Genomic DNA, 26,068 nt, shown 5'->3' on the forward strand with positions numbered 1-26,068 from the left:
CTAGACCCGACCGCCGACATTCGGGCCGCCGATCTCGCCCGCTCCCGCGGCGTCCCCGCGCATCCACCTCGTCAGCCGATTGGCGAACCATTCGGGGCGCTGGAGGGGAATCCCGTGCCCGCACTCCGGTACGACCTCGAGGACCGCGCCGGGCAACGCGGCGGCGCTCGCCTGGGCCGAGTCGCGCATGAGTCGCCGCTCGCGCCCGCCCACGAGCACGAGCGCCGGTCCGGGAAACTTCGCCCAGCCGCTCGGGAGCGTGAAGCGGATGTTCTCGCCGACCGCCGAGCGCAGCGTCTCAGGTGAGATGTGGGCGGACAGCTCGACGTATTCGTCGAGGAGTTCATCCGGGACGAAGAGCTCCCGCGCCTGCAGCCGCGCGAACCAGGGCTGTCGCGCGAGGGGCGTCGCAAGCGACAGCATCGCCAGCGTCGCTCCCGGCAGCGCCATCGGCCGGGTTTGCGCGCTCACCACGATGATGCTGCGCACGAGGTCCGGCCGTGCCGCGGCCAGCAAGATCGCGAGCTGAGCTCCGAGCGAGAATCCTGCGACGTGCAGGCCTCCGGGGGCGCGCGCCTCGATGAGCTCGATGAGCCCGTGCAGGGTGTCCGCGTGCCCCAGGTAGGACCCGGCCGATTCGAGGTCGTGGCCGGGCAGTTCGGGCACGATCACCCGAAATGACGGGTCCAACCGCGCGAGAGTTGGTCGCCACATCCAGCCACCGACGCCCCCGCCATGGATCAGCAGGACGGCGGGGCCGCCCGGCGGGCCAGTCTCAGTGAAACGCATGCCTCACGGTATCGGGTGCTCGCCAGCGGCCGCGTCCGGTTCAAAGCGGTACCCCATGCCTGGGTCGGTGATGAGGAACCGCGGCCGGGCAGGATCCGGCTCGATCTTCTTGCGCAGCTGGGCGATGTAGAGCCGCAGGTACCCCGTGTCGGTAATGTGCTCCGACCCCCAGATATCGGTGAGGAGCCGCTGCCGCGTGACGAGCTTGCCGGCGTTGCGCACGAGGATGTCGAGCACCTCCCACTCAGTCCGTGTCAGCCGGATGCGTTCGGAACCCGCCGCTGTCTCGCGCGTGATGCTCTTCGCGGCCAGGTCGATTGTGATGTCGGCGATGCGGGTCAGCGGCGCCGGCTCTTGGTTCGGCACGCGCCGGGTCAGCGCACGGATGCGCGCGAGCAGCTCGTCGATCGCAAAGGGCTTGGTGACGTAGTCGTCCGCGCCAGCGTCGAGCGCCTCGACCTTGTCTGCTGCCCCGGTGCGCCCTGAGACGACCAGGATCGGCGCCCGCGTCCAGCCGCGCAGGGCGTAGATCACGTCGATCCCGTCGAGCTCTGGCATGCCCAGGTCGATCATGAACAGGTCGGGGCGCTCGGCGATCGCCGTGTTGATCGCGGCGGCACCGTTTACCGCGGTGAGTACCTCGTACCCCTGTGCGGCCAGGGTGACCCTGAGCGCGCGCAGGATCTGGGGGTCGTCGTCGGCGATGAGGATCTTCATCAGGCGTCCTGTGGGTTCGATGGTGCGGCGGAGTCGGTCGGGGCGTCTGGGGTGAGCGGTTCAGGATCGGGCGGGGAGGCTGGGTGCGCGATCGCCGCGGGCAGGGCGACCACCATGGTGAGCCCGCCGCCCGGGGTGTCTTCCGCTTCGAGCGTGCCCCCCATCCCCTCGGTGAACCCCTTGGCCAGGGCGAGGCCCAGCCCCAGGCCGGTCAGGTTGTCCGTGTCCCCCAGGCGCTGAAAGGGAAGGAACACTTCGTCTCGGCGCTCGGGCGCGATACCGGGCCCGTGATCGATCACCCGAATCTCGGCGGTCGACCCGAAGCTGCTTGACGCGATCCGCACTCGGGTGCCGGCTGGGGCGAAGCGGCCCGCGTTCGCGAGCAGGTTCACGATGACCCGCTGCAGCAGGCCGGGATCGGCCACGAGCGGTGGTAGCTCGGGGTCAAGATCGAGCTCGACGTCCTGCGGCCCGAGCCCCAGCTCGTCGAGGGCCGGCAGGATCATGTCCTCGGCGTCGACCTCTCCCAGCGAGACGCCGAGGACTCCGGCCTGCACACGGCTCACGTCGAGCAGGTTCGTGACGAGTGAGCCGAGGGTCGATAGGCTCTCCGCCGCGGTCGTCAGCAGTTCGTCTCGGTCGCGGTCGGAGTACGAGATGCCCGGCGAGCGCAGGCCCCCGACCGCCGCGGTCGCGGCGGCGAGCGGGCGGCGCAGGTCGTGACTCACCGCAGACAACAGCGCGCTGCGCACCCGGTCGACCTCGGCGAGCGGGCCGACCTCACTCGCGGTCTCCGCGAGGTCGGCATATTCGAGGGCCGAGTCGGCCTGGGTGGCGATGACTTCGACGAGGCGCCGCTCCGTGGCGTGGAGCTTCGCGCCGTAGAGTTCGAGCGTTGCGCGGGTGCCGGCGGAAATCGAGGTGCGCTCGTCGCCATCCACGGGCTCCCCGTCGCTCGCCAGCACGGTGTCTCCGGACAGGAGCCGCACCGCGCTGAGCGAGAACGCCTCGCGGGTGCGGCTGACGAGCGCCTGGAGCGCGTTCTCTCCCCGCAGAACATTCCCCGAAATCGAGGCGAGGAGGTCCGATTCCGCCCCGGCGCGCCGGGCCGCGCGCATGCGCCGGGCCGACTGGTCCACGACGTAGCTCACGAGGGCGGCAATGAGCACGTAGAGCACGAGCGCGAGCATCTGACTGGGTTTACTCACCGTCACCTTGTGCAGCGGCTCGATGAAGAAGAAGTTCAGCGTCAAGCCGGAGGCGAACGCGGCGAAGAGGGCGGGCCAGATCCCGCCGACGAGCGCGACGAGGACCACGAGCAGCTGGTAGAGCAGCACGTCGCTGGTAATCGACTCCGCGGTGCGCACAGAGGACAGCAACGCGGTGAGCGCCGGACCACCAACGAGGGCGAGGAGAAAGCCGAGCACGCGTCGCCGAGTGGTGAGCCCGCCCGCTGGCCGCGGGAGGGAGAAGCGATGCCCGGCAGCGGCGGCGTGCGTCACGATGTGGACGTCGAGGTCGCCCGACTCGCGAATGACGGTCGCACCGATGCCGGGACCCGACAGCGCGGAACGCAGCCGGCTGCGCCGGCTCACCCCGATCACCAGCTGAGTGGCGTTGACCCCTTTCGAGAAGGCGACCAGTGCCTCGGGGATGTCCTCCCCCACCACCTGGTGGAAGGTGCCGCCGAGTTTCTCGACGAGCGCGCGCTGCGTGGCGAGCGCCTCGGGCCGCGACAGGCGCAGGCCGTCCTGACCGGCGACGTGCACCGCGAGCAGCTCACCGCCCGCCGTGCGCGCCGCGATCCGGGCCCCGCGGCGGAGCAGGGTGTCGCCCTCTGGTCCGCCGGTGAGCGCAACCACGACGCGCTCTCGGGTCTCCCACGCGGCATCGATGTCGTGCTCGGCGCGGTAGTTGCGCAGCGCGCTTTCCACCTCGTCGGCCAGCCAGAGGAGGGCGAGTTCGCGCAGGGCAGTGAGGTTGCCGAGGCGAAAGTAGTTCGACAGAGCCGCGTCGATGCGTTCGGCCGGGTATACCCGGCCGCTCGAGAGGCGGTCGCGCAGCGCGTCGGGTGCGAGGTCGATGACCTCGATCTGATCGGCCGAGCGCAGAATCGCGTCGGGAATGGTCTCCCGCTGCGGCACACCGGTGATCTGCTCCACCACATCGTTCAGCGACTCAATGTGCTGAATATTGACGGTCGAGCAGACGTCGATCCCGGCGTCGAGCAGCGCCGCGACGTCCTGCCAACGCTTCTCGTGGAGCGATCCCGGGGCGTTCGTGTGCGCGAGCTCGTCGACGAGCGCGAGCGCGGGCTTTCGCGCAAGCACCGCCGCGAGGTCCATCTCGGTGAGTTCGACCCCGCGGTGCTGCACACTCATTCTCGGGATAATCTCGAGACCCTCGCACATGGCCGCCGTGGCGGCGCGACCGTGGGTTTCCACGATCGCGACCGCCACGTCAACGCCATCCTCGAGGAGGCGTCGCCCCTCTTCGAGCATGGCGTAGGTCTTGCCCACGCCGGGTGCTGCACCGAGCAGCACCCGCAGCCGTCCTTTGGACGCCATCTACCCTCCCAGCTGAGCGAGGGCGAGGTTGAGCATAAGGACGTTCACCGTGGGTTCGCCCAGGTACCCCAGATCCCTCTTCTGAACTGTACTCTCCACCAGCTCGCGGACCGTTTCGACGGGCAGGTGCCGCGCCGCCGCCACCCGCTCGACCTGCAGCAAGGCGTACGCCGGGCTGATGTGCGGATCGAGACCCGACGCCGACGCGGTGAGTGCATCGACCGGAACCTCCGAGGCGGGCGTGCCGTTGTGCTCCGCCACCCCCGCGCGACGCTCGGTGATAGCCGCGATGAGGTCGGGGTGCTCTGGGCCCCAGTTGCTGCCGCTGGACGCCCCGGCGTCGTAGCCGTCGCCTGCGGCGGACGGGCGCGGTTGGAACCATTCGGGCAGCGGGGCACCGTCCGAGTCTGAGAACGACTGCCCGATCAGCTGCGAGCCGACCGTTTCGCCATCTCGGGCGACCAGCGAGCCGTTCGCCTGGGCGGGCAGCGCGAGTTGCCCGATCGCGGTGATCACCAACGGGTATGCCACGCCCAGGAGGAGGGTGAAGAGGAGGAGGACGCGCACGGCAACCCACGTGGTGCGGGCGCCAGTCCGAGTGGAACTCATGATGTTCGCTTCTTTCTAGGGGTACGGCTAGAAGCCGGGGAGGAGGCTGACCGCAAGGTCAATGAGCTTGATGCCAATGAACGGAGCGATGACGCCGCCGAGCCCGTAGACCAGGAGGTTTCGGCCGAGCACGCGCGACGAGCTCAGCGGCCGATACTTCACGCCGCGCAGCGCGAGCGGGATCAGGATGACGATGATGATCGCGTTGAAGATGATCGCCGAGAGTACCGCCGAGGCCGGCGAGTGCAGCCCCATGATGTTGAGCACGGCGAGGCCCGGGAAGACCCCCACAAACATCGCGGGGATGATCGCGAAGTACTTCGCGAGGTCGTTCGCGATCGAGAAGGTGGTCAGAGCGCCCCGGGTGATGAGGAGCTGCTTGCCGATCGCCACGATGTCGATGAGCTTGGTCGGGTCCGAGTCGAGATCGACCATGTTGCCCGCCTCCTTCGCGGCGGACGTGCCCGTGTTCATCGCGACGCCCACGTCGGCCTGCGCGAGCGCGGGCGCATCGTTGGTGCCGTCGCCGGTCATCGCCACGAGGCTGCCACCGGCCTGCTCACGCCTAATGAGTGCCATTTTGTCTTCCGGCGTCGCCTCAGCGAGGAAGTCGTCGACGCCGGCTTCCGCCGCGATCGCGCGCGCCGTCAGGGGGTTGTCGCCCGTGATCATGACGGTCCGGATCCCCATGCTGCGCAGCTCGGAGAAGCGTTCGCGCAGGCCGTCCTTCACGACGTCCTTCAGGTGCACGACACCGAGGATGGAGCTCTCACCCGACGGCTGCTTGACCGCGACCACCAACGGGGTGCCGCCGTCCTGCGAGACCCGCTTGACGTGCCTGTCGAGCTCGGCGAGTACCGCCTCGGCGGGCGCTTGATCCTGCCGCACCCACGCGGCAACCGCCGAGCCGGCACCCTTCCGAATCTGCACGCCGTTTCTGAGGTCGAGCCCCGACATGCGGGTCTGGGCCGTGAACGGCACGATCTCGCCGGGGGCGTTCGTGTCGAACTGGACGCCCTTTCTGCGGGCGAGCTCCACGATGGATTTGCCCTCGGGCGTCGGGTCGGCCAGCGACGAGAGTGCCGCAAGCGTCATGAGCTCCTTCTCGTCCACGCCGTCAAGCGCGATGAACTCGGACGCCTGGCGGTTGCCGTAGGTGATCGTGCCGGTCTTGTCGAGCAGGAGCGTCGTGACGTCGCCCGCGGCCTCGACCGCGCGGCCCGACATCGCGAGCACATTGTGCTGGACGAGCCGGTCCATGCCGGCGATGCCGATGGCCGAGAGCAGCGCACCGATCGTGGTGGGGATCAGGCAGACCACGAGCGCGATCAGCACGGGGAGGGTGACATTCACGCCGACGGCCGAGGCGATCGGGTTGAGTGTCAGCGTCACGAGCACGAAGATGATCGACAGGCCCGCGAGCAGCACGTTCAGCGCGATCTCGTTCGGCGTCTTCTGTCGGGCCGCGCCCTCGACGAGGCGGATCATCCGGTCGACGAACGTCTCCCCCGGCTTGGCCGTGATCTGGACAACAATGCGGTCCGAAAGCACCCGGGTGCCGCCCGTGACCGCGCTGCGGTCGCCGCCCGACTCACGAACGACCGGGGCGGACTCGCCGGTGATCGCCGACTCGTCGATCGAGGCGATGCCCCAGACGATGTCACCGTCGCCCGGCACCAGCTGCCCGGCCGTCACCACGACCGTGTCGTGCAGCCCGAGATCTGACGAGGGAAGCTCTTCGAGCTCGGCAGATGCGGCCGAGGGATCCTGCGCCGCGTCGTACCCCACGACCCGGTGCGCGACCGTGCTGGTGCGGGTCGCCCGCAGGCTCTCCGCCTGCGCCTTGCCCCGTCCCTCGGCGACCGATTCCGCGAGGTTCGCGAAGAGCACCGTGAGCCACAGCCAGAGAGCGATGCCCCACGCGAAGGACGCGGGAATCTCCGCACCACCAGAGGGGGCGGGCCCGCCCAGGAAGGGTTCGGCGATCGCAAGCGCGGTCACCAGTACCGCGCCGATCTCGACGAGGAACATGACGGGGTTTCGCCACATGACCCTGGGGTCGAGCTTCGCGAACGTGCCGGGAAGCGCTTCGACCACGGCCTTCCAGGTGAAGACGCTGCGCTGTCGAGGTTTCGACGAGGCGCTTGTGGCGGGCTCGTCCGTGGTGTTCGGGAGTTCAGTGAGAGTGGACATGGTTTAGCGCAGCCCTTCTGCGAGGGGTCCGAGGGTCAAGATCGGGAAGTAAGTGAGGGCCGTCACGATGACGGTCACCCCAAGGAGCATGCCGATGAACATCGGCTTGTGGGTGGGCAGCGTCCCGCTCGTGGCAGGCACCTTGCCCTGCGCCGCGAGGGAACCCGCAAGGGCGAGCGCGAACAGGATCGGCAGGAACCGGCCGAGCAGCATCGCGACCCCGAGCGCCGTGTTAAACCACGGCGTGTTCCCGGTGAGCCCCGCGAACGCCGACCCGTTGTTGTTTGCGGCGGAAGTGAACGCGTAGATCACTTCGGACAACCCGTGATTGCCGGGGTTCCAGATCGAGGTCGCCTCGACATCCCCGCGCACCGCAGGAATGGCGAAGCTGAGCGCCGTGCCGCCGAGAATGAGGGCGGGCACGATCAAGATGAACAGGCTCGCGAGGGTGATCTCACGCGGCCCGATCTTCTTGCCCAGGTATTCCGGGGTGCGCCCGACCAGCAGACCGCCGATGAAGACGGTGATCACGGCCAGGATGAGCATGCCGTACAGCCCCGAGCCGACGCCGCCGGGGGCGACCTCGCCGAGCATCATGTTCAACATCGGCAGCATGCCGCCGAGCGCCGTGTACGAGTCGTGCATCGAGTTGACCGCGCCGGTGGAGGTGAGCGTGCTGGTCGTGCCGAACAGCGTCGAGGCGAAGATGCCGAAGCGCTGCTCCTTGCCCTCCATCGCTCCCCCGGCCAGCTGCGGGGCGGTACCGAGACCGGCCCGCTCGAGGCTCGACAGGATCGCAAACGAGGCGACGTACAGCGTGGCCATGACGGCGAGGATCGCGCGTCCCTGGCGCGGGTCACCCACGAGCTTGCCGAAGGTACGCGGCAGCGAAAACGGGATCATCAGCATGAGCACGTTCTCGAATAGATTCGTCCACGCCGTCGGGTTCTCGAACGGGTGGGCGGAGTTTGCGTTGAAGAACCCGCCACCGTTGGTGCCGAGCAGCTTGATCACCTCTTGCGAGGCGACCGGCCCGCCCGGGATGCTCTGCGCGGCGCCCGACAGCGTCGTCACCTCGGTGAACCCCGCGAAGTTCTGGATGACGCCGCCGGCGATCAGGATGACCGCACCGACGACGGAGATCGGCAGCAGCAGACGCACGGTACCGCGCGTCAAGTCGACCCAGAAGTTGCCGATCGTGAGCGAGCGGGTGCGGGCGAAGCCGCGCACGACGGCGATCGCCACCGCGATGCCCACCGCGGCCGAGACGAAGTTCTGCACGGCGAGGCCGGCGATCTGTACCGAGTACCCCAGGGTGAGCTCGGGCGAATAGTTCTGCCAGTTCGTGTTGGTGACGAACGAGACCGCGGTGTTGAACGCGAGGCCCTCGGGCACGGGCGGCAGGCCCAGCGAGTAAGGCAAGATCCCTTGGATGCGCTGCAACAGGTAGACCGCGAGGATGCTGACGAGCGAGAACGAGAGGACGCTGCGCAGGTACGCCCGCCAGCTCTGCTCGCTCGCCGAGTCGACACCGACGAGGCGGTAGAAGCCACGCTCGACGCGCAGGTCGCGGGTCGAGGAATAGATGCGCGCCATGTAGTTGCCGAGCGGGCGGTACAGGAGCGCGAGGATCAGGGCCAGCGTGGCGACCTGCAGCACGGCAAAAAGTACGTCCATGTCAGAATCGCTCCGGCTTCACGAGAGCAAACACGAGATAGGCGATGGCGGCGAGCGCGAGCGCTGCGGCGATCAGGGAGAAGATGATCACAGCTTCTCGACCCCCTTCGCGATCAGGCCGAGCAGCACGAACACGGCAATTACGCCGAGCACGTACACGATGTCCAGCAATGTGGATTCCTTTCAGAGGGCGATGCGGGCGGCCCCCTCGGCCGCCGCCCGGCCCGTTCTCGGGGCCGCTCCCTGAATCTTGGCCCCGCCGGGGTAGTCAGATCCCTCGTCCTAACGGTTTCCAAACGGCTATCTCTGGATTCCTCACGCGCCGCACACGGGCCTCGTAGGATGTGAGCATCTGTGCGGAAGGGGAAGCCACCATGGCCACGAAAACACCGGCGATGTCGCCGTCAGACATGCCCTTTGAGGAGGTTCTCATCCCCCTCACCCCAACCCGCCGCGCGGAGGCCGAGCAGCTGCTCGCGCTGTGCCGCGAGGTCAGCGGAGAAGAGCCCGTCGTGTGGGCCAGGCGCATCATCGGCTTCGGCGAATATCACTACCGCTACGCGAGCGGGCACTCCGGCAACGCCCCGCTGCTCGGGTTCAACAGCAACAATACGAAGCACACGATCTACCTGACCGAGAACTTCTCGCAGGACTACCCCGAGTTGATGGCGAGGCTCGGCCCCCACACCGCCAGCAAGGCGTGCCTGTACCTCAAGCGCCTCGAGGGTGTCGACCTCTCGGTGCTGCGCCAGCTGCTCGAGCTCTCGCAGGCTGAGGCCCGCGCGCAGCACGTGCCGGAGTGATGCTGGTGGCGCGGCCGAGGCCCGCTACGCTCAAGCCATGACTGTGTTGTCCGAATCGTTGTCGTCCCCCTCGCCCTTCGCCCGCGTCGCGATCGTCTCGGGGGCGGGCTCCCCCGACGGCATCGGCTTTGCCACCGCCGCCCGACTGGTGCGCGCCGGCTACCGGGTCGTCGTGGGGGCAACGAGCGACCGGATCGACGACCGCGCCTTCGAACTCGAAGCCATCGCGGCGGCGCATGGCGCCCAGCCCGGCGCGACCCACGCGGTCCCCGTCATCGCCGACCTCACGGAGGAGGCCGGGGCTGCACGCCTCGTGCAGGCGGCAGTCGACGCGTTCGGCAGGCTCGACGTCCTGGTGAACAACGCCGGCATGACCTCGGTGTCGGACCCCGAGGCGCCGGCCGCGATGGGCCAGCTCGACCGCTCGGGCTTCGAGCACGCACTCACCCGCAATCTCACGACGGCGTACCTCGTGACGCGCGCCGCGCTCCCCCACCTCGCCCTGGCCGAGCACGGCCGCATCGTCACCGTCTCGTCCGTGTCCGGGCCGATCCTCGCGTACCGCGGCGACGTCGGGTATCACGCGGCGAAGGCGGGCCTCGTGGGGCTCACGCGCGCTCTCGCGGTCGACCTGGCGGCGAGCGGCACGACGGCGAACGCGGTCGCCCCGGGCTGGATCCGGACCGGATCCGCGACCGAGCACGAGAACCGCATGGGCGACGCGGTGCCGCTTGGCCGCTCGGGCACCCCCGATGAGGTCGCCGCGGTGATCGAGTTCCTCGCATCCCCGGGCGCCTCGTACGTCACCGGCCAGGTGCTGATCGTCGACGGCGGAGGCGCGATTCAGGACGAGAAGGGGGTCGGGTAGCGGGCCCTTGTTCCCCGTACTCTTGAGTGACCCCTTCATTCGACGGGATGTCGCCAAGTTCCAGGAGGAACCGTGAAGACCAACCCGTACTACTCGACCAACACGACCGACCCCGACGTACACCACAACCAGCGCGACTGCCCCGCGGGCAAGGCGATCCCGAAGGAGAACAAGAAGTTCGGGACCAACGGCTACAAGCTCTGCAAGACCTGCGCGAAGATGTAGCTATTCGGCGGCTGCTTCCCGAGGCTCGGTCGGAGCTACATCGGCGGCAGGATCCTGTCCGGCCGCCACGGGAGCGCCGCCCGGGCGCCGGAAGAGGCCCCGCCAGCCCAGCTTGATGCCCTCTTCTGCAGGCTCTTCGACCTCAAGCCCGTAGTAGTCGCCGATGTGATCGACGAACGCGGCGCGCTGGGCACGGTCGTACGCGCGCCGCTCGCGGGTGAAGGCGATGATCGTGGACCAACAGATCCCGAGCATGATCACGGAGAACGGCAGCGCGATGATGATCGCCGCGGTCTTCAGCGCTTCGAGCCCTCCTGAGAGCAGCAGGGCGGTCGCGAGGAAGGCCGTGGCAAGCGCGAAGAACACCCGGATCCAGCGCTTCGGCTCGACCTGGCCGCCGGTCGCAATCATGCCCATGACCAGCGAACCAGAGTCCGCCGAGGTCACGAAGAAGATCGTGATGAGCACGATCGCACCGACGGTGAGCGCCGCGCCTCCCGGCAGCTGCCCGAGCATCGCGAACAGCGAGCCCTCGATGTTGACCGCCCCGTCCGGGCCAACGAGCCCGCCCGGGCCCGACAGCTCCGAGTAGAGCGCCGTCCCTCCGAGCACGCTGAACCACAGGAACGTCATCAGCGTCGGGACCAGGATGACGCCCATCACGAACTGGCGCACGGTGCGCCCGCGCGAGATGCGCGCGATGAAGATACCGACGAACGGCGCCCACGAGATCCACCAGCCCCAGTAGAACGTGGTCCACGACGCCTGCCAGGCCTCACCCTCGGCGCCGGTAAACGCGCTCACGGTGAAGGACATGCCGACGATGTTCTGCAGGTAGTCGCCGATGGACTGCACAAATTCGCGCAGCAGGAACTGAGTGGGCCCGACGATCAGGATGACCAGCACGAGCACTCCGGCGAGCATCAAGTTGGCGTTCGACAGCCACTTCATGCCCTTCCCGACGCCCGACAGCACCGAGAACAGCACGAGCGCGGTGATCACGACGATGATGACGATGTTGCTGAAGTCTGACGCCTGCATAATGCCGGCGCTCTCAAGCCCCGCGCTGATCTGCAAGACGCCGAGGCCGAGTGAGGTGCCGACGCCGAAGATCGTGCCGACGAGCGCCACCACGTCGATCGTGTTCCCCCAGCCGCCGCGTACACGCTTGCCGAGCAACGGCTCGAGCGTCCAGCGGATCGAGATGGGGCGGCCGCGGCGATGGATCGCGTATGCGAGCGCCAGACCAATCACCACGTAGATCGACCAGGCGTGCACCCCCCAGTGGAGGTACGTCTGCGAGAGGGCCTGCTGCGCCAACTGCCCCTCGCTGCCGGTGACCCCTGGCCGCGGGCTCGCGAAATGACTCAGCGGCTCGCTCACGCCGTAGAAGACGAGACCGATGCCCATACCCGCGGCGAAGAGCAGCGAGAACCAAGAGCCGAGCGAGAACTCCGGCTCGTCGTCGTCCTTGCCCAGCTTGATCTCGCCGAAGCGACTGAACCCCATTGAGAGGCTAAAGATCACGAAGAACGACGCGATGAGGACGTAGTACCAGTTGAAGTTGTGGACGATGCTGGCCTGGATTGCCTTGAAGGCGGCTTCCGCCGCATCGGGCAGGATCATCGCGAAGGCGGCAAAGAGAACAACGATCGTGGCCGCGGGCCAGAAGACCCAGCGGCTCAGGGTGGACGATTGAACGGTTTCGTTCGTCATGCCCTCCAGGCTAGCTGGGATGCGGCCGCGAGGCGATTCGAGCTGGGTTGGTGGGAGTGCAGATGGCCGCCCACCTCACCCGTTGGGGAGGTAGGCGGCCACAGTTCAGCCCTACGCAGCGGCCGAGAGCACCTCGAGAGCGGCGTCGATTCCCGCACCGACGTTCACGTCCATTCCCAGATCTTTGAGCCCTCGCCCCAGCGCCGCAAGCCCCACGATGGGGTACATTCCGCTGGCGGTCGGACCCATATGCGCGAGGCGCATCAGGTTGCCAGCCCCCTGGCCGCTCGACAGCATGACGCCGTACTTCTCGCGGACGTGTGTGCGCACCTCGACGTGATCAAGGTGTTCCGGCAGCCGCACAGAGGTGACGCAGTTTGCCGCGATGCCGGGGCTTGCCGCCCACAGCTCAAGCCCCATCGCGACGACGCCGGCACGGGTTGCCTCGGCAGCGAGCGTGTGCCGCGCGATCGCCTCGTCGAGTCCTTCTTCGAGTACCTGGTCCAGCACCGACTCAAGCCCGTGCACGTCGGAAACCGACGGCGTATAGGGGAAGACTCCCCCGTCGAGCCACTTCTCTTTCCAGTCGAGCAGTGACACATACGAGGCGCGCGGCGCGGCGGGGTTGTTTTCGATTCGGTCCCAGGCGGCAGGGCTGACCGACATCATCCCGATGCCGGGAGGGCCCGCGAGGCACTTCTGTGCGCCGGTCACGACGACGTCGAGCTGCCACTCATCGGTCTCGAACTCGAGTCCACCGATTGAGGACACCGCGTCGATGAGCGTGAGGGCGCCGTACTTCTTCGCGATCGGACCAATCGCTTTGCAGTCCGTGATTGTGCCAGAGGGTGTCTCGGAGTGCACCAGTGTGACGAGCTCGATGCCGGGGTGCGACTTGAGGAAGTCCTCGACCGCCGCCGGGTCCACCGCCTCGTTGTAAGCCACCTCGAGCTCGAACACCTCGGCGCCGAAGCTCGTGAGCCAGTACCCCATACCCTTGCCGAACACGCCCTGCACCAGGTTGAGCACCTGCATGCCCGGCTTCACCAGCGAGCGAGCGGCACCCTCGAGCGCCACGATGGCCTCGCCCTGCATCAGGATCATGTCGTTCTTCGTCTTGAACACTCGCGCGGCCTTCTCCTGCGTGCGCCGGAAGGTCTCGAGGAACAGCGGGTCGTAGTGGTACAGAATCGGCTTGCCGAGGGCGGCGAGCGTGCGGTGCGTCGCCATCGTCGGCCCGGCAGACAGAGTAAATACTTCTGGGTTCTTCAACGTTGATTCCCTTTCAGAACAGATGTGCGAGCGCGCCAGAGGACTAGCGGGCACCGCGGACGTATGGTGTTGCGAGCGCCGCCGGAAGGGCGGACTTGCGGGAGAAGAACGTGAGCACGATCATGACGGCGATGAAGGGCATCATGGTCACCACATCGTTCGGGATGTTCAGCGTCGTCAGTTGCAGTACCGTGCCCATCGCGACGAACAGGCCGTAGATCAGCGAGATCAGGAACACCCAGAGCAGCCGTCCACGGGCCAACATCGCCACCACAATCGCGAGGAACCCCATGCCGTGCGTCATCCCCGGCGTAAAGGTACCGGCAGAGATCAGCGCGAGGTAGGCGCCGCCGAGGCCTGACATCGCGCCACCAAACAGCACGGCGAGCGAGCGCGTTAGCAACACGTTGCCACCGGCCGCATCGAGCGAGGCGGGCTTCTGCCCGGCAGAACGTAGCCGCAGGCCGCTCGTCGTGCGGTACAGCCAGATCGAGGTGATAATGGCCAACAGCATCGAGACGTAGAACATGCCCGGCTGCGAGAACAGGCTCGGTCCGACTACCGGAATGTCCGAAAGGAACGGAATCTCCCACGGCGCGGCGAGACCGAGCCGCGGCTTCGAAGTGCCGTAGTTGAAGTCGTACAGCACGCTGCTGACACCGGTTCCGGCAAGCGTGATGCCGATACCCACGACGATCTGGTTGAGGCCGAGCAGCACCGACAGCACCATCATGATGGACGACAACACGACGCCCGCAAGTGCGCCGACGAGGAAGCCGACCCAGAAGCTGCCGGTAGCGAGCGTCGCGACGAACCCGAAGTACCCGCCGATGAGCAGCAAGCCCTCCATGCCGATATTGAGCACGCCTGCCTGCTCGCCCACTGTTTCGCCAATTGCCGCGAGCATGACGGGCATCGCGCTGGCGAGCGCCGCTATGACAAACGCGGTGAGGAATGCGTCAGAGAAAAAGGGAATCATTTCCAGTCGTCCTTACTTCTTCACGCTCTTGAACAGACCAGTGGGGAGATAGCTCTTGCCCAAGTCCTTGCGATTTCCCATGAACTCGATGACCGTCATGAAGAACAGGATCAGTGCAACGATAATGAGCAGGAAGTCGACCGACAGCCCCACCTGTTGCGCAGCGATCGTGCCGCCCGTGGCGAGAATCGCATAGAACGCGACAAGCGGGATCGAACCGATGGGATTCAAGCGCGCCAGGAACACGAACGGCAGGATCTTGTCGCCATACATCGGGTTCCAGTTGGTGCGCATGTAGCCCCAGAGCCCCAGCATGTCGACCGCACCCGCGAGCGCGATCATTCCGGAGGAGAGCAGGAAGACGATGATGATCATCTTCTTCGCGTCGATCCCGGCGTGGGTGGCTGCCTTAGGGCTTGCCCCCAAGACGTCGATCTTGAGCCCGAATGACGACTTCGTGAGGATGTAGTGGAAGACCACGACAATTACCAAGGCAACAATGAATCCCACGTGGATTCGGGTGCCCGGGATAAAGGGGAGCATGAGGCCCAGGTCGAGTACGCGAGTTTGGGGCACGGTGACGCCGTGATCCTGAAACGGGCCCTTGACCAGAATATTTGCCGCGCTGATCGCGATAAACGAAAGCATGAGGCTCGTGATGATTTCATTCGTGCCGTACTTCGCCTTGAGCAAAGCAGGCAGGTAGCCAATCGCCGCGCCGATGACAAATGCCATCACGAACAGCACCACGATCCCCACCCCGAACGGCAGCGTCGCCATCACATCTGGGGCAGTGCCCGCGACGACCGCCGCGGCCAAGAGGTAAGTGCCGTTGTAGCCCAGATTCCAGAGCTGGGCGCGGAACGAGATGATCAGGCCAAGCGAGATGATCAACAAGGGCGCCATCATCGTGAGCGTCTTCTGCCAGCCTGTACCGCCAAGTCCCAGAGCGAGAATGTCTCCGTAGAACTTCAGCGGGTCGACGCCCATGGTCCAGATGATGAACCCTGCAACGATCAGCGCCAGCACAATCGGGGTGACCGTGCGAATGAGTACCTGCATTGCGACGCCGAGCTTACTCTTCTCCGGCTTCCGCGCCGCCTCGATCACCCGAGTTTCGGGGCCTGGATCGCCGGGCAGATCCGTCTCGTTCTGGGTCGACTTCTCTGCGAGCGACTCACTATTCGTGCTCATGTGTTCCCCTTGCTGTCGCAATCGTCGTCTTCGAACCGACCATGAGCTCGCCCACTCGTTCGGTCACCCGGTCGCCGTCATTCAGAACTTCGCCGATCAGACGGCCGTTGGAAATCACGGCGATCCGATCTGAGAGTTCTGCAAGTTCGTCGAGGTCGGTGGAGATCAATAGCGCTGCTCCTCCGCCTCGGGCAAATCCCCGGACGGTCTCGCGCACGCGATATACGGTCTTGAGATCAAGACCGTAGGTCGGCTTGTGGAAAATCACAGCTCGCGGATCATGCGAGAGCTCTCGTGCCAGCAGAATCTTCTGGATATTGCCACCCGAGAGCGTGCCTGCCCGCGTCTGCTCAGAGGGGGTCCGGATCTCGTAGTCGGCAATCTGCCGATGTGCCTCCTCGAGCACCGCGGCCTTGTCCATGCGCCCAAATTTCCAGAAGGGACGTTCGCCCACCTTCTTCAACACCAAGTTGAGAGCAACGCTGAAGCTGCCGACGATTCCCTCGTGCAGGCGATCATCAGTGACGTAGCGCACGCCGAGGTGCTGCCGTTCCTTCACCCTGAGCTTCGTGATGTCCTTCGCATCGAGCGCGACCGAACCCTTCATCGGCGCGAGCTGCCCAGCGATCGCTTCGGCGAGGTGCTGCTGGCCGTGGCCGTCAATGCCGGCAATGCCCACGATCTCCCCCGCGCGAATCGACAGGCTAATGTCACTGATCGGGATCTCGCCCGAACGCGACGCAGTGCTCAGTCCGCGCACTTCGACCACTACCGGAGCATCTGTGGGCACGACGTGTCTACGCTCCTCAGCACCCGCGCCGGCGGCCTCGGCCTGGTCCGTCGTCAGTGCCTCGGGGTTGGTCCCGAACATCGCCTCAAGAATGCGGGCCTTCGCCTGCTCCTCGGTCATCGCGTGCATCTCGACAGGATCAATGCGCCCGGCCACCTTGCCGCCGCGCAATACGGTCACCGCGTCTCCGATGGCGTACGCCTCGTGCAGTTTGTGGGAGATGAAAATCACGGCGAGACCCTCGGCCTTCAGCCGGTTGATACTCGCGACAAGCTTGTCAATGGCCTGGGGAGTCAGCATCGACGTGGGCTCATCAAGAATGAGCACCTCCGAGCCCTTCCACATCGCCTTTGCGATTTCGACCTGCTGTTGTTGACCCAAACCGAGATCCCCTGCGGGGAGGTCGGGGTCGATCTCGACTCCGAGGAGTTCGCTGAGCTCTTGCAGGCGGGCGGTGGCACCAGCTTTGTCGAGCCAGAAGTTGTCGGAGTCGCTCAGCATGAGGTTTTCGAGCACCGTGAGCGATGGGATCAGTGCTGAGTGCTGGTACACGACGCCAATACCCTGTGCCATCGACACGCTCGGCGAGCTCAGGACGGTCGGTACTGAGTTGATCTCAATGGTGCCCGAGTCTGGCTGCTGCAACCCGGCAAGGACGCTAATCAAGGTCGACTTGCCAGCACCGTTCTCGCCCAGCAAGCAGTGCACTTCGCCGCGCTTCACATCGAGTGAGATCGCGTCATTCGCGATGATGCCGGGGAATGACTTGGTAATTTCGGTGAGTCGAATGATCACCGAAGCTTCGGCGTTGTCCGAATCCGGGACATTCACCTGGGTGTTCTCGGACAAGGCTGTCCCCTCCGTTTATCGCGCGGCTCAGATACGAGCGGGGTGCCCCAGCACTTTGCCGGGGCACCCCGTGCAGCGCATATTTCCCGTGTGTTACTTACCCTTGGAGTCGATGATCTTCTGGACCGCCTGAGTATCGGTCGCCCGCTCAACCTTGACGCTGCCGTCGATGATGCCAGCCTTGGCCTCATCGACCGCCGTCGCAATATCACCGGTAAGCGACGGAGTGTCCTGCAGCGACAGGCCACCGTTCTCTACCGTGAGTTCGTAGGTCTTCGTGCCAAACGTTCCAGCCTCGACGTCCTTGATCGCGGCGACATAGGAGTCCTTGAAGTTCCAGAGCACGGAAGTCAGCACCATGTCCGGGTCCTCAACGATCTCGGTAACATCGCCAATCGTGGCGATGTACGAAATCGGGTAGCCGACGTCGGCGGTCTCGATTGCCTGGAGATAGCCGATGGTCGCGCCATCCCCCATGCCGAAAATGACGTCGGCGCCTGCGGCGATGACCTGGGTGGTCACCGTGCTGCCACCCGCGGAGTCCCCATATCCTGCGGGGCCAACATACGCCACGACGACGTTGATCGTCGGGTCCACGCTGTAGACACCCTGCGCAAAGCCACCGGCCATCAAAAACCAGTTCAGGTCCTCGGCCGAGGCCACAATACCGACGGTCTTCGTCGTGGTCTTCTTCGCCGCGGCAACGCCTGCGAGATAGGCGCCTTCCTGGGCCTGCGTAATCACGGTGGCGACCTTGCCCGGCTCATTCTTATCGAAGTCCACAACCAGGGTCGGGACCCCGGTCTGCATGCCGACGCGGTGACCGGCGGTATTGAATCCACTTGCGTGGGCGATGATGAGCTGGTTCCCTGCCTCCGCAACCTGCGTCAGAATCGTCTCGGTGTTGTCGTAGCCGACGTTCGAGTTGTCGTCGAGTTTGATTCCCAACTCGTCTGCTGCCGCCTGGGCAGCCCAGATGCCCTGCTGATTCCAGCCGTAGTCGGACTCCTTCTCAGGTGTGACGATGGCGAACTGAGTCACCTTCGTGCCTTCCGCGGCGCCTTCACCATCGGTGGAGCCTGTCTCAGCGCCACGTCCAGCGCATCCGGCCGTAAAAAGCAAGCCGGCACTGACCGCGAGCGCGATACCGGCTCGGAGCCCCTTTTTCGTTGATCGTTCCAAGAACATTTGCGTTTCTCCAATTTGACTCACCGTTGAGTTGCTGAGCATATACAAGCGGGCACCCTCACCCAGAATTATCACTTTGTAATGCTGGTTTATGAAGCTATAAGAATAAAAAAGCACTGTCAAGCAATTCAGAGCGCCGAGATAACAGCGTTACTTTCCCGGAATTCCGGCGAAGTAACGCCCCATCCCGACATAAATCACATGCTGAGAAACCGGTGCCGCCAACCTGTGCGGCCGATAGGTGATTACTGAGTGCGTTCCTCGGCAAGCACGAGCTCCGCGATCTCCCTGGCGCCCAGCTTTACCTTCTCGAGGAGCCGTTCTTTTGCCTGATCGTCGAGCCGGAACTCGAGCCCAGCAATAGAGAGCGCAGCGACCGTGCGCCCCTCCACAATGATTGGCGCGGCTACCGCGTAAATGCCCTCGTCCACCTCGGCCGCCGAGACGGCGTGATTGAGCTTTCCCGCCAGGGCGACCTCATTGCGCAGCTCCACCACTTCCTCTTTCGAGAGCGTCTGCTCGAGCTTGCGGAAGTACTTCTCCCGCTTCTCGGGGAGCGCTGCTGCAAGCAGGACCTTTGGGCCCGCCCCCTTATGTAGCGGCATCAGGTGCCCCGGCTTGAAGGAAATCATTGCGGGCTTGTCCGGGATCACCGATGCCACACACAACACTGAGTCCTTCACCCGACGCAGGATCAGGGTCGTCTCGTGAGTTTCTTCGACGAGCTGCTCAAGAATCGGCTTCCCGATCGCGCCGATGTCGAGCGACGACTCTGCCACGCTCGCCAGTCGGAACATCTGCGACGTCAGCGTGTAGACCCCTCTCCTGCGCTCTTCGATGAGATACAGCTCACGTAGGAGCGCGATGTAGCGGTAAGCGCTCGGGATCGAGATCTCGAATCGGGCGGAAATCTGCTCCACAGTAATTTCAGGCGATGCCTCGGTGAAGCTGAGCAGAATCTGCAATACCCGACGTGCACTGTCGACACCTTTTGCACGACTCGTTTGCATGTGGTCCTCTATCCTTCGGGCCGATCGTCTCCCCGCAACAACGACCGTACGGGCGGCTAAGTTAGCGCTGATACGTTCCGACGAAGCGATTTTGCTCGACGATAGCATCAGCATACGAGGCCAGGAACTCTTCGCGTGAGGGCGCTCCGTCGACCTTGCGGTTGAGCGCATAGACCCAGAAGTAGTAGTGGTGCTGGCCATGCCCAAACGGGGGCTGCGGGCCACTGTAGGCGGCCTCGCCCATTCCATTGGGACCGACACGTCCCGCCGCCACGGTACCGCCGAGCTCAGTGGTACCTGGATCGATGCCATAGACCGTCCAGTGTGTGAATCCCTGCGGCAGCGGAGCGTCGGGATCGTGTAGCACCACGGCAAGCTCGACGGCTTCCTGCGGGACGCCGGCAATCACGAGACGAGGAGTCTCGTTTCCGGTGTCCGCTGCAAACCGTGAGGCAATCGCGCCCAGGTTTTCGATGTCGGGGCTCGAGAGAGCGAGGTCTTGAATATTGAGGCCCATGGGCGTCTCCTTTGTATCTGGTGGGGTTAGGAAATCTGATCGAGCAAATCGAGCGCGATTTGGGAAACGGCGCCCGGCTGCTCCTCCGGGACGTAGTGGTCAGCATCGGCGACGGTTTCGTATTGCAACTCCGGGCGGAGCGCACGCGATTGATCGAATGCGACCTGGGTCACGAGCGTGCTCTCTGCGCCACGCACGACGACCGTCGGGACCGCGACCGCTCCGTAGTATCCGGCGAGGTCGGCCCGGAGTCCCTGCACCGTCTGCAGCATGGCTGCGGGTGATGCGAGCGGCTCGAAACCCTTCTCGGTTTCGCGATAGCCGTACTCCGCCCGACGCATGATCGCGTCGTGCGGCATGTTGGCATATCTTTCGTGGAGGTAGGCCTCAATTGCTCCGACCGATTCGAACGTCCGGGCGCCGGCACCCACTCTGGCCTCGAGGCTGTCGAAAACTTCAGTTTCGATGAACGGCGTGAAGTCAATAGCGACCACCCCGTCGACGAGCCCTGGATAGAGCGAGGCTGCAGCGATGGAGTTTCGCGATCCGAGTGAGTGTCCCACCAGAACGTTCTTCCCCTCGCCGCCGAGAGCCTCGACAAGCCCGCGGATGTCGCCGGCGAAATCCTCCGCCGAATATCCCGCTCCGGGCTTTGCGCTATTGCCGTGTCCACGCTGATCTACGGCGATCACCCGGGCACGCTGACCGAGGGCGCGGGCCACCGGCGTCCAGACCTGATGATTCGCCGTGACCCCGTGGAGCAGGAAGAACGTGTCATCTCCCTGCCCCAGCTCGGCGTAGGCAATCTCGATTCCGTTCGAAGAGCAGTGTTGGATCACAGCCAGAGCCCTTCGCTAGACCTGGTCGCTGCTCAGCGGCTGCGGCATCGCCTTGCGCACCTGCACGAGCTGCTGGACGATTTGCGCTCGCTTGGCCGCAACTTCGCCCTCGCCATATTCGAACAAGCCCTTTCCGCTCTTGAAACCAAACGTCTGTGCCTCAACATTCTGAGTGATGACGGCGGGAACCCCGTCCGCCTTTGAGAGGTCAGGGTTCAAGTAGCTCGCGACATTGTTATAGGTGTCGAGACCGGCCATGTCGAGCAGACGCATGGGGCCCACCACCGAAAGCTTGAAGCCAATCCCCCAGCGCACGCAGATGTCCATGTCCTCGCGCGAAATAACTCCCTCGTCGACAAGTGCCAGGCTCTCACGCATGATTGCGTACAGGATCCGGTTCTCAACAAACCCGGGGGTCTCGCGCTCACGCACGGCCTCATAGCCGAAGGAGTTCGCAACCTCAGTGACTCGGTCGCTCGTTGCCTCACTGGTCTGCTGACCGGGAACAACCTCGATCAGCGGAATCACGTGCGGCGGGTTTGACCAGTGCATCCCAACCAGGCGCTCGGGGTGAGCAAGCCCTTCAGCTAGCTTGGTAATCGGAATGCCCGAGGTGTTCGATGCGATGATCACGTCCGCGCCAACCAGGCCTTCAACCTGCGCGAGCACCTGGCGCTTGAGGTCTTCACGCTCGGGCACCGCTTCGAGCACGAACTCCGTCCCTGAAAGCGCCTCGCCAATGTCGGTTGTGAAGCTGATCTCGCCCTGGCGATCACCGCGGGGCGACTCAAGGTTGTCAAGCACCTTGGCGGCGAGCTTCACTCCGTCGGCGGCGCGCACGAGGGCGTCCTCGACCACGTCGTACACCGTGACGTCGACACCCGAGCGCGCAAATACGGCGGCAATGCCGGGGCCCATGATGCCCGAGCCAAGTACGGTGACCTTCTTGAGATGTGCCATGTTTCCTTCTCCTTTGAATGAAATGTCGTTGAGCTGTGCTGAACTGCGCCCAGCTAGATCGCCTCGGGTTCCCGACCCTCAGCGCGGTCAAGCAGGCGGTTGAAGTACTTCCAGTAGTTCTCTTTTGCATGGTGCGGGTAGATCCGCGCGGCTTTCTCAATCGACTCCGCGTGGTCGGGAATCGGGAACGTGGCCCCCGACGACTCGAGATCAATCTGAAACTTCGAGGACCACTCAAGGAAGATGCCGCACAGCAGCAGCTCGCGAACATCGCCGCCGGTGAAGGCAACGCCGTGATTGGCCAGGAGGATCGCCTCTGCCTGCCCCAGCTTCGCCGCGACGGCCTTTCCGAGCTCAACCGTCGTGACGATGTGGCTCGTCTCGTCAAAGCGCGGCACGCCCTCGTTCGCAAACCACGCGCCGTGATTATTGACCGGTGCGAGCTGGTTGGTGCCAGCACCAAAGACGGTTGCGAAGTGTGCGTGCGAGTGGCCTACGAAATTCACGTCGGGGCGAGCGAGGAAGATTTCAGCGTGCAGTGGCCATTCGAGGTGACGGAACCCCTCCCCCTGCAACACCTCGCCGTCGAGCGTAACCAATAGGTAGTCCTGAGCCGTAACCTCCGAGAGCGCGAGATGCCCGCGCTTCAGCCACATACCCCGCCCCTCCGGGTCGCGGTAGGACATGTGCCCCATCGACATGTCCCCGTGGCCTTCGATCTCGAGGATGCGATGTACGCGGGCGAGGTTCTCGAGAACCTCTTGAATTTCCGGTGAGGGGTTGAATGGCTCACGCATGTGAAGCTCCTTCTTCTATTCTTGCGATTCTGAAGTGCATTGTTTGACGAGCCGCTATCGCTGCGCCAGAGCCTCGGCTTTGGTCATTCCGCCGACGCGGGCATTCGGGCGTCCGCCGCTCGAGACTGCCACGCAGATCAGCAGCTCGTCTGGCTTGGGAGAGTCTGCGACGTGCAACGTGATGCCGTCGTAGTAGTCACGGACGTAGACTTCGTCCTTAAATGCCAGGGGAATGTCGAGCGTGACGCCCGCCGACGAGACCTTGGTCATTGACGAGATCCAGGCTTTGCCCCCGCCAACAGCGTCGCGGAAGCCGTTGCCGAAGATCGTGGTCACGCAGGCCACCACGTGCTCCTGCTCACCCGCGATGCCAGCAACGCCACCCTTGCCATACCCCTCGACCTCGCGGCCACCCAGCAGCGCCTTCGCCCGGGTACCCAGGGCGAACGCGAGCTCACCGCTCGGGGCGGTCAATGCACTGAGATCCTGCTGGAAGGGCTGGCCGGCGAACGGGTTTCGAATCACGACACCCACCGCCGCCTTGACCAGCGGCTCAGCTAGCTGCTGCCCAGCAAGCTCGGTCACCTCCACCACGCTCGAGTGCCAAGCGCGGATCTCGTACCCATCAATTACTGCGTTCATGCGTGCACCCCCGTTGTCGGATCGTAAATGGCCGCCTCGAGCACCTCGGGCGTGAATTGGTTTCCCTCTGCCATGCTGCGCGTCTCAGCGAACCACGCCGACTTCTCTTGGCAGCGGTCGGTGACCCCGCGCTCGCGCACCTGCCAGTCCACCAGCTCCTGCGTGAGGTCGGCAGAGCCCTTCGATACCGAGGTGGCCATCGTGTAGGCGTTGACCATGGCCGAACCCGCACCCTGTGCGAGCGCCGGGCACATCGCGTGTGCCGAGTCGCCGACCAGTGCGACGCGGCCGTTCGACCACTCCTTCAGCACGTTGGTCTGGTAGCCGTCGTAGCGTCCCGAGATCTTCGCAGCCTCGCGCAGTACGGGAGCCAGGTACGGGTGGCTCTCAACCCAGACGTCGTAATTGATCGGCACCGCCGACCCTTCCTCGTCCTCGATCGGCGCCATGAGCGCGATGTAGAGCTCATCCTCGTTGCAGGGAATGTACAGCACGCGCAGCACTCGGGGTTCGAGGTTCCAGAAGTCGATGACGTTGTCCCACTCGTCGCCTCCGCCCAGCTCCTCCTTGCAGCGGGGCACGATGAGGCGCGTGACGCCGTCCTTCGAGCGCGTGCGCTCCTGTTCAAAGCCGATCGAGTCGCGCACGTTCGAGTTGACGCCGTCCGCGCCGACGACCAGGTCGGCATGGCGCACCTCGCCACTTGCAAGCGTGACACTGCCGGCAGGATCAGCGGCGACGACTTCGGAGTCCACCAGGATCGTGACGCCCGCCTCGATGGCCGTCGCGACGAGCGCGTCGTGCAGCGCCTTGCGGGTCATCGTGCGCCAGGGCAGACCCCCGAAGTCTTCGAGCGACTTCGTCACGTTGTGCATGCGCGTCTCGTAGAACGGCGGCATCACGCTGTGAGGCAGCAGCCGGTCGTAGGCGCCGATCGCCTTCAGTACCTGCAGGCTGTTATTCCAAAGCAGGATCCCTGCGCCCAGCGGGCGAAGCTCCGTATCTTTCTCATGCAGCGTGACGTCCCACCCGTTCTGGGCGAGCGTCGTAGCCGCGACGAGCCCGGCAAACCCGGCCCCTGCAACCTCGGCAGTACGATTACTCATGTTGTTGCGTCCTTTCATGGCCACCATACTCACGTGATAACCAAATCTCAGCTTGTAATAAAAAGTATTTGTGGCATGCCACAAGAAATCCCCGATTTCTTGTGGCGGAAAGCCCGCGCCCGAAGGCGCGGGCACCCTGCTAGTTGCGCGTGTGCCCGCCGTCGACCACGAGCAGCTGCCCGGTCACCCAGCCAGCCTCCTCCGTCGTCAAGAACGCGACGGCTGGAGCAATATCTTCCGGCTGCCCCTTGCGCGCAAACGCCTGCATCGGAACGACGTAGCCGAAGCCATCGTTGTGCGGCCCGGCCTTGACGCCCTCGCTCTCGGTCAGCCCCGGGGCAACCGAGTTGACCGTAATGCCGTCCTTGCCCAGCTCGGACGCGAGCGAGCGAGTGAAACCAATGGTCGCCCCCTTGCCCGAGACGTAGTGGTTCGCGTTGGGCGTCCCCGCCACGAAGGTGTTCGACGAGATATTCACGATGCGACCGTAGCCGGCCTCGGCCATGTGCTTTGAGACCGCCTTGGTCACCAGGAACAGCCCGTCGACGTTGACCGCCATGACACGGCGCCACTCATCAAACGACAGCTCTTCCCACGCAACGAACGGCACGATCGCCGCATCATTCACCAGAATGTCAATACGGCCATACTTGGCCATTACGTCGTCGACCAGGCCCTGCACTGCGGCGGGATCACTGACGTCGGTGCGGTGGAAGTGACCTGAAAGCTCGGCAGCAACCGCCTCGCCCTTCTCAGCGTTCACATCGGCAATGACCACAGTGACATCGTTCTTCGCGATGCGCCGCGCAATGGCCGCCCCAATACCCTGGGCTGCGCCCGTGACAATTGCTACCTGCTTTTCATGCTTCGTCATTGTTCCTCAATTCCTCACTGAATTTCAAAAGTTGTAGGTCGCACTTCCCCAGCAGCGGGCGCTAGCCGCCGTACGACTCGGGAGCCTTCTTCCACAGCAGCCACGGGGCCATCTCGTGCGACGGGTAGATATCCGCACCCTTGGTGCGACTGATGTAGGACAACTTGCGCAGCGAGTCGATCGAGGCCGAAGGATCAAGGTGGAACCCGCCGATCACCTCGGCCTCGAGTGCCTTGTAGGTGTAAGCCGCGTCTCCCGCAAAGAGCATCGCGGGAGCGCCCGCAAACTCAACCAGCATCGAGTAATGGGCGACCGTGTGACCGGGGGTCTCGATCAGCGTCACGCCGGGCGCGATCTCGTACTCCCCCGAAATGAACCTGTACTTCGACTTATCGAAGTTGAAAGAGAGATCGGAGTAGCCGAGGCGCTCGAAGGGTTCGGGCACGAGCGCGTGGCGCAGCTCGTCCTTATGCACGAGAATCTGCGCATTCGTCAGGTACTTGTTTCCACCGACGTGATCGAAGTGGAAATGCGAATTAATGACAATGTCGATGTCTTCCGGCGCCAGCCCGCAGAGGGCGAGCTGCGCGGGAATCGTCTGCTCGGGGCTTTGCAGCGGCTTCTCGAAAGGCAAGACCGCGTTCACATGGTCAAGGTCAAACCCGGTGTCGAACAAGATGTTGGGGCCGTCGGCGATCTGCACCAGCACGCTGTACACCGGAAAACGAACCTCGTCGCCGAGATCATGGTGCCAATGCACCTGCGAGCCATCAATCACCAAACTGCCGCCGTCAAGCAGCGTGACCTTGGGGTCGGTCATTGCTTCCTCCTCGTTGAGATAGACCTCGATCGGCGCCAATTTATCTCAACCGGCGCAAGATTCCTCT

At 64.7% G+C, this 26,068-nt stretch carries 25 protein-coding genes; 3 read left to right on the forward strand and 22 right to left on the reverse strand.

Going from position 1 to position 26,068, the window contains the following annotated elements; genetic code table 11:
• From KOE53_RS04010 to KOE53_RS04040, 7 genes are read right to left on the reverse strand one after another with little or no spacing between them, the layout of a single operon-like run.
• Positions 1–789: an alpha/beta fold hydrolase gene (locus KOE53_RS04010; protein ID WP_188057464.1), complete on the reverse strand. Its 789-nt coding sequence runs from the start codon at positions 787–789 to the stop codon at positions 1–3.
• 3 nt (positions 790–792) lie between these two features.
• A complete protein-coding gene (locus KOE53_RS04015; RefSeq protein WP_188044267.1) occupies positions 793–1,506 on the reverse strand; it encodes a response regulator in 714 nt (237 codons plus the stop codon).
• Complete coding sequence (locus KOE53_RS04020; protein WP_188057465.1) at positions 1,506–4,073, reverse strand: sensor histidine kinase; 2,568 nt, start codon at positions 4,071–4,073, stop codon at positions 1,506–1,508. The genes KOE53_RS04015 and KOE53_RS04020 overlap by 1 nt, the downstream gene beginning before the upstream one ends.
• Complete coding sequence (gene kdpC, locus KOE53_RS04025) at positions 4,074–4,682, reverse strand: potassium-transporting ATPase subunit KdpC (RefSeq protein ID WP_188044269.1); 609 nt, start codon at positions 4,680–4,682, stop codon at positions 4,074–4,076. It lies immediately after the preceding gene.
• Between the two features lie 27 nt (positions 4,683–4,709).
• The gene (gene kdpB / locus KOE53_RS04030; RefSeq protein WP_188057466.1) at positions 4,710–6,875 is read right to left on the reverse strand and encodes a potassium-transporting ATPase subunit KdpB; all 2,166 of its coding nucleotides are present in this window, start codon (positions 6,873–6,875) and stop codon (positions 4,710–4,712) included.
• 3 nt (positions 6,876–6,878) lie between these two features.
• On the reverse strand, positions 6,879–8,552 hold the full coding sequence (kdpA, locus tag KOE53_RS04035) for a potassium-transporting ATPase subunit KdpA (protein WP_188057467.1): 1,674 nt from the start codon (positions 8,550–8,552) through the stop codon (positions 6,879–6,881).
• Position 8,553: 1 nt separating this feature from the next.
• The gene (locus KOE53_RS04040) at positions 8,554–8,643 is read right to left on the reverse strand and encodes a potassium-transporting ATPase subunit F (RefSeq protein WP_188044272.1); all 90 of its coding nucleotides are present in this window, start codon (positions 8,641–8,643) and stop codon (positions 8,554–8,556) included.
• Between the two features lie 283 nt (positions 8,644–8,926).
• Between KOE53_RS04040 and KOE53_RS04045 the strand changes: the two genes are divergently transcribed.
• From KOE53_RS04045 to KOE53_RS04055, 3 genes are all read left to right on the forward strand, one after another.
• Positions 8,927–9,355 (forward strand): DUF1801 domain-containing protein, encoded by a 429-nt coding sequence (locus tag KOE53_RS04045; RefSeq protein WP_188057468.1) that lies wholly within the window; start codon positions 8,927–8,929, stop codon positions 9,353–9,355.
• 37 nt (positions 9,356–9,392) lie between these two features.
• Positions 9,393–10,223, forward strand: coding sequence for an SDR family NAD(P)-dependent oxidoreductase (locus KOE53_RS04050; RefSeq protein WP_188057469.1), 831 nt, complete (start codon positions 9,393–9,395; stop codon positions 10,221–10,223).
• Between the two features lie 72 nt (positions 10,224–10,295).
• Entirely contained in the window at positions 10,296–10,448 is a 153-nt protein-coding gene (locus KOE53_RS04055; RefSeq protein WP_188057470.1) for a hypothetical protein, read from the forward strand.
• Here the strand turns inward: KOE53_RS04055 and KOE53_RS04060 are convergent, their stop codons facing one another.
• The 15 genes from KOE53_RS04060 to pldA form a co-directional block, all read right to left on the reverse strand.
• The gene (locus tag KOE53_RS04060) at positions 10,449–12,164 is read right to left on the reverse strand and encodes a BCCT family transporter (protein WP_188057471.1); all 1,716 of its coding nucleotides are present in this window, start codon (positions 12,162–12,164) and stop codon (positions 10,449–10,451) included.
• Between the two features lie 111 nt (positions 12,165–12,275).
• On the reverse strand, positions 12,276–13,436 hold the full coding sequence (locus tag KOE53_RS04065) for a pyridoxal-phosphate-dependent aminotransferase family protein (RefSeq protein ID WP_188057472.1): 1,161 nt from the start codon (positions 13,434–13,436) through the stop codon (positions 12,276–12,278).
• Between the two features lie 43 nt (positions 13,437–13,479).
• Positions 13,480–14,415 (reverse strand): ABC transporter permease, encoded by a 936-nt coding sequence (locus KOE53_RS04070; protein WP_188057473.1) that lies wholly within the window; start codon positions 14,413–14,415, stop codon positions 13,480–13,482.
• 12 nt (positions 14,416–14,427) lie between these two features.
• Positions 14,428–15,609, reverse strand: coding sequence for a putative B6 ABC transporter permease subunit 2 (locus KOE53_RS04075; RefSeq protein ID WP_188057474.1), 1,182 nt, complete (start codon positions 15,607–15,609; stop codon positions 14,428–14,430).
• Positions 15,596–17,248 carry a putative B6 ABC transporter ATP-binding protein gene (locus KOE53_RS04080; RefSeq protein WP_215401656.1) on the reverse strand — a complete coding sequence of 551 codons (1,653 nt, stop codon included), beginning with the start codon at positions 17,246–17,248 and terminating at the stop codon, positions 15,596–15,598. Before KOE53_RS04080 ends, KOE53_RS04075 begins: the two co-directional genes overlap by 14 nt.
• A 93-nt stretch (positions 17,249–17,341) precedes the next feature.
• Complete coding sequence (locus KOE53_RS04085) at positions 17,342–18,289, reverse strand: putative B6 ABC transporter substrate-binding protein (protein ID WP_188057475.1); 948 nt, start codon at positions 18,287–18,289, stop codon at positions 17,342–17,344.
• Positions 18,290–18,681: 392 nt separating this feature from the next.
• A complete protein-coding gene (locus KOE53_RS04090) occupies positions 18,682–19,446 on the reverse strand; it encodes an IclR family transcriptional regulator (protein WP_188057476.1) in 765 nt (254 codons plus the stop codon).
• Between the two features lie 61 nt (positions 19,447–19,507).
• On the reverse strand, positions 19,508–19,963 hold the full coding sequence (locus tag KOE53_RS04095; protein ID WP_188057477.1) for a YbhB/YbcL family Raf kinase inhibitor-like protein: 456 nt from the start codon (positions 19,961–19,963) through the stop codon (positions 19,508–19,510).
• Positions 19,964–19,989: 26 nt separating this feature from the next.
• A complete protein-coding gene (locus KOE53_RS04100) occupies positions 19,990–20,802 on the reverse strand; it encodes an alpha/beta fold hydrolase (protein ID WP_188057478.1) in 813 nt (270 codons plus the stop codon).
• A 15-nt stretch (positions 20,803–20,817) separates the two neighbouring features.
• On the reverse strand, positions 20,818–21,762 hold the full coding sequence (locus tag KOE53_RS04105) for a 3-hydroxyacyl-CoA dehydrogenase NAD-binding domain-containing protein (RefSeq protein WP_188057479.1): 945 nt from the start codon (positions 21,760–21,762) through the stop codon (positions 20,818–20,820).
• Positions 21,763–21,815: 53 nt separating this feature from the next.
• Entirely contained in the window at positions 21,816–22,559 is a 744-nt protein-coding gene (locus KOE53_RS04110; RefSeq protein ID WP_188057480.1) for a class II aldolase/adducin family protein, read from the reverse strand.
• A gap of 54 nt (positions 22,560–22,613) precedes the next feature.
• Positions 22,614–23,201: an amino acid synthesis family protein gene (locus tag KOE53_RS04115; RefSeq protein WP_188057481.1), complete on the reverse strand. Its 588-nt coding sequence runs from the start codon at positions 23,199–23,201 to the stop codon at positions 22,614–22,616.
• Positions 23,198–24,307 carry an FAD-dependent oxidoreductase gene (locus KOE53_RS04120; RefSeq protein WP_215401657.1) on the reverse strand — a complete coding sequence of 370 codons (1,110 nt, stop codon included), beginning with the start codon at positions 24,305–24,307 and terminating at the stop codon, positions 23,198–23,200. The genes KOE53_RS04115 and KOE53_RS04120 overlap by 4 nt, the downstream gene beginning before the upstream one ends.
• A 139-nt stretch (positions 24,308–24,446) precedes the next feature.
• The gene (pldH, locus tag KOE53_RS04125; RefSeq protein WP_188057483.1) at positions 24,447–25,181 is read right to left on the reverse strand and encodes a pyridoxal 4-dehydrogenase, SDR-type; all 735 of its coding nucleotides are present in this window, start codon (positions 25,179–25,181) and stop codon (positions 24,447–24,449) included.
• 61 nt (positions 25,182–25,242) lie between these two features.
• A complete protein-coding gene (pldA, locus tag KOE53_RS04130; protein ID WP_188057484.1) occupies positions 25,243–26,001 on the reverse strand; it encodes a 4-pyridoxolactonase in 759 nt (252 codons plus the stop codon).
• Positions 26,002–26,068 lie beyond the last annotated feature (67 nt).

Origin of the sequence: Leucobacter sp. CX87, from assembly GCF_018682295.1 — a bacterium.
In the GTDB taxonomy this organism is placed as follows: Bacteria; Actinomycetota; Actinomycetes; order Actinomycetales; family Microbacteriaceae; genus Cx-87.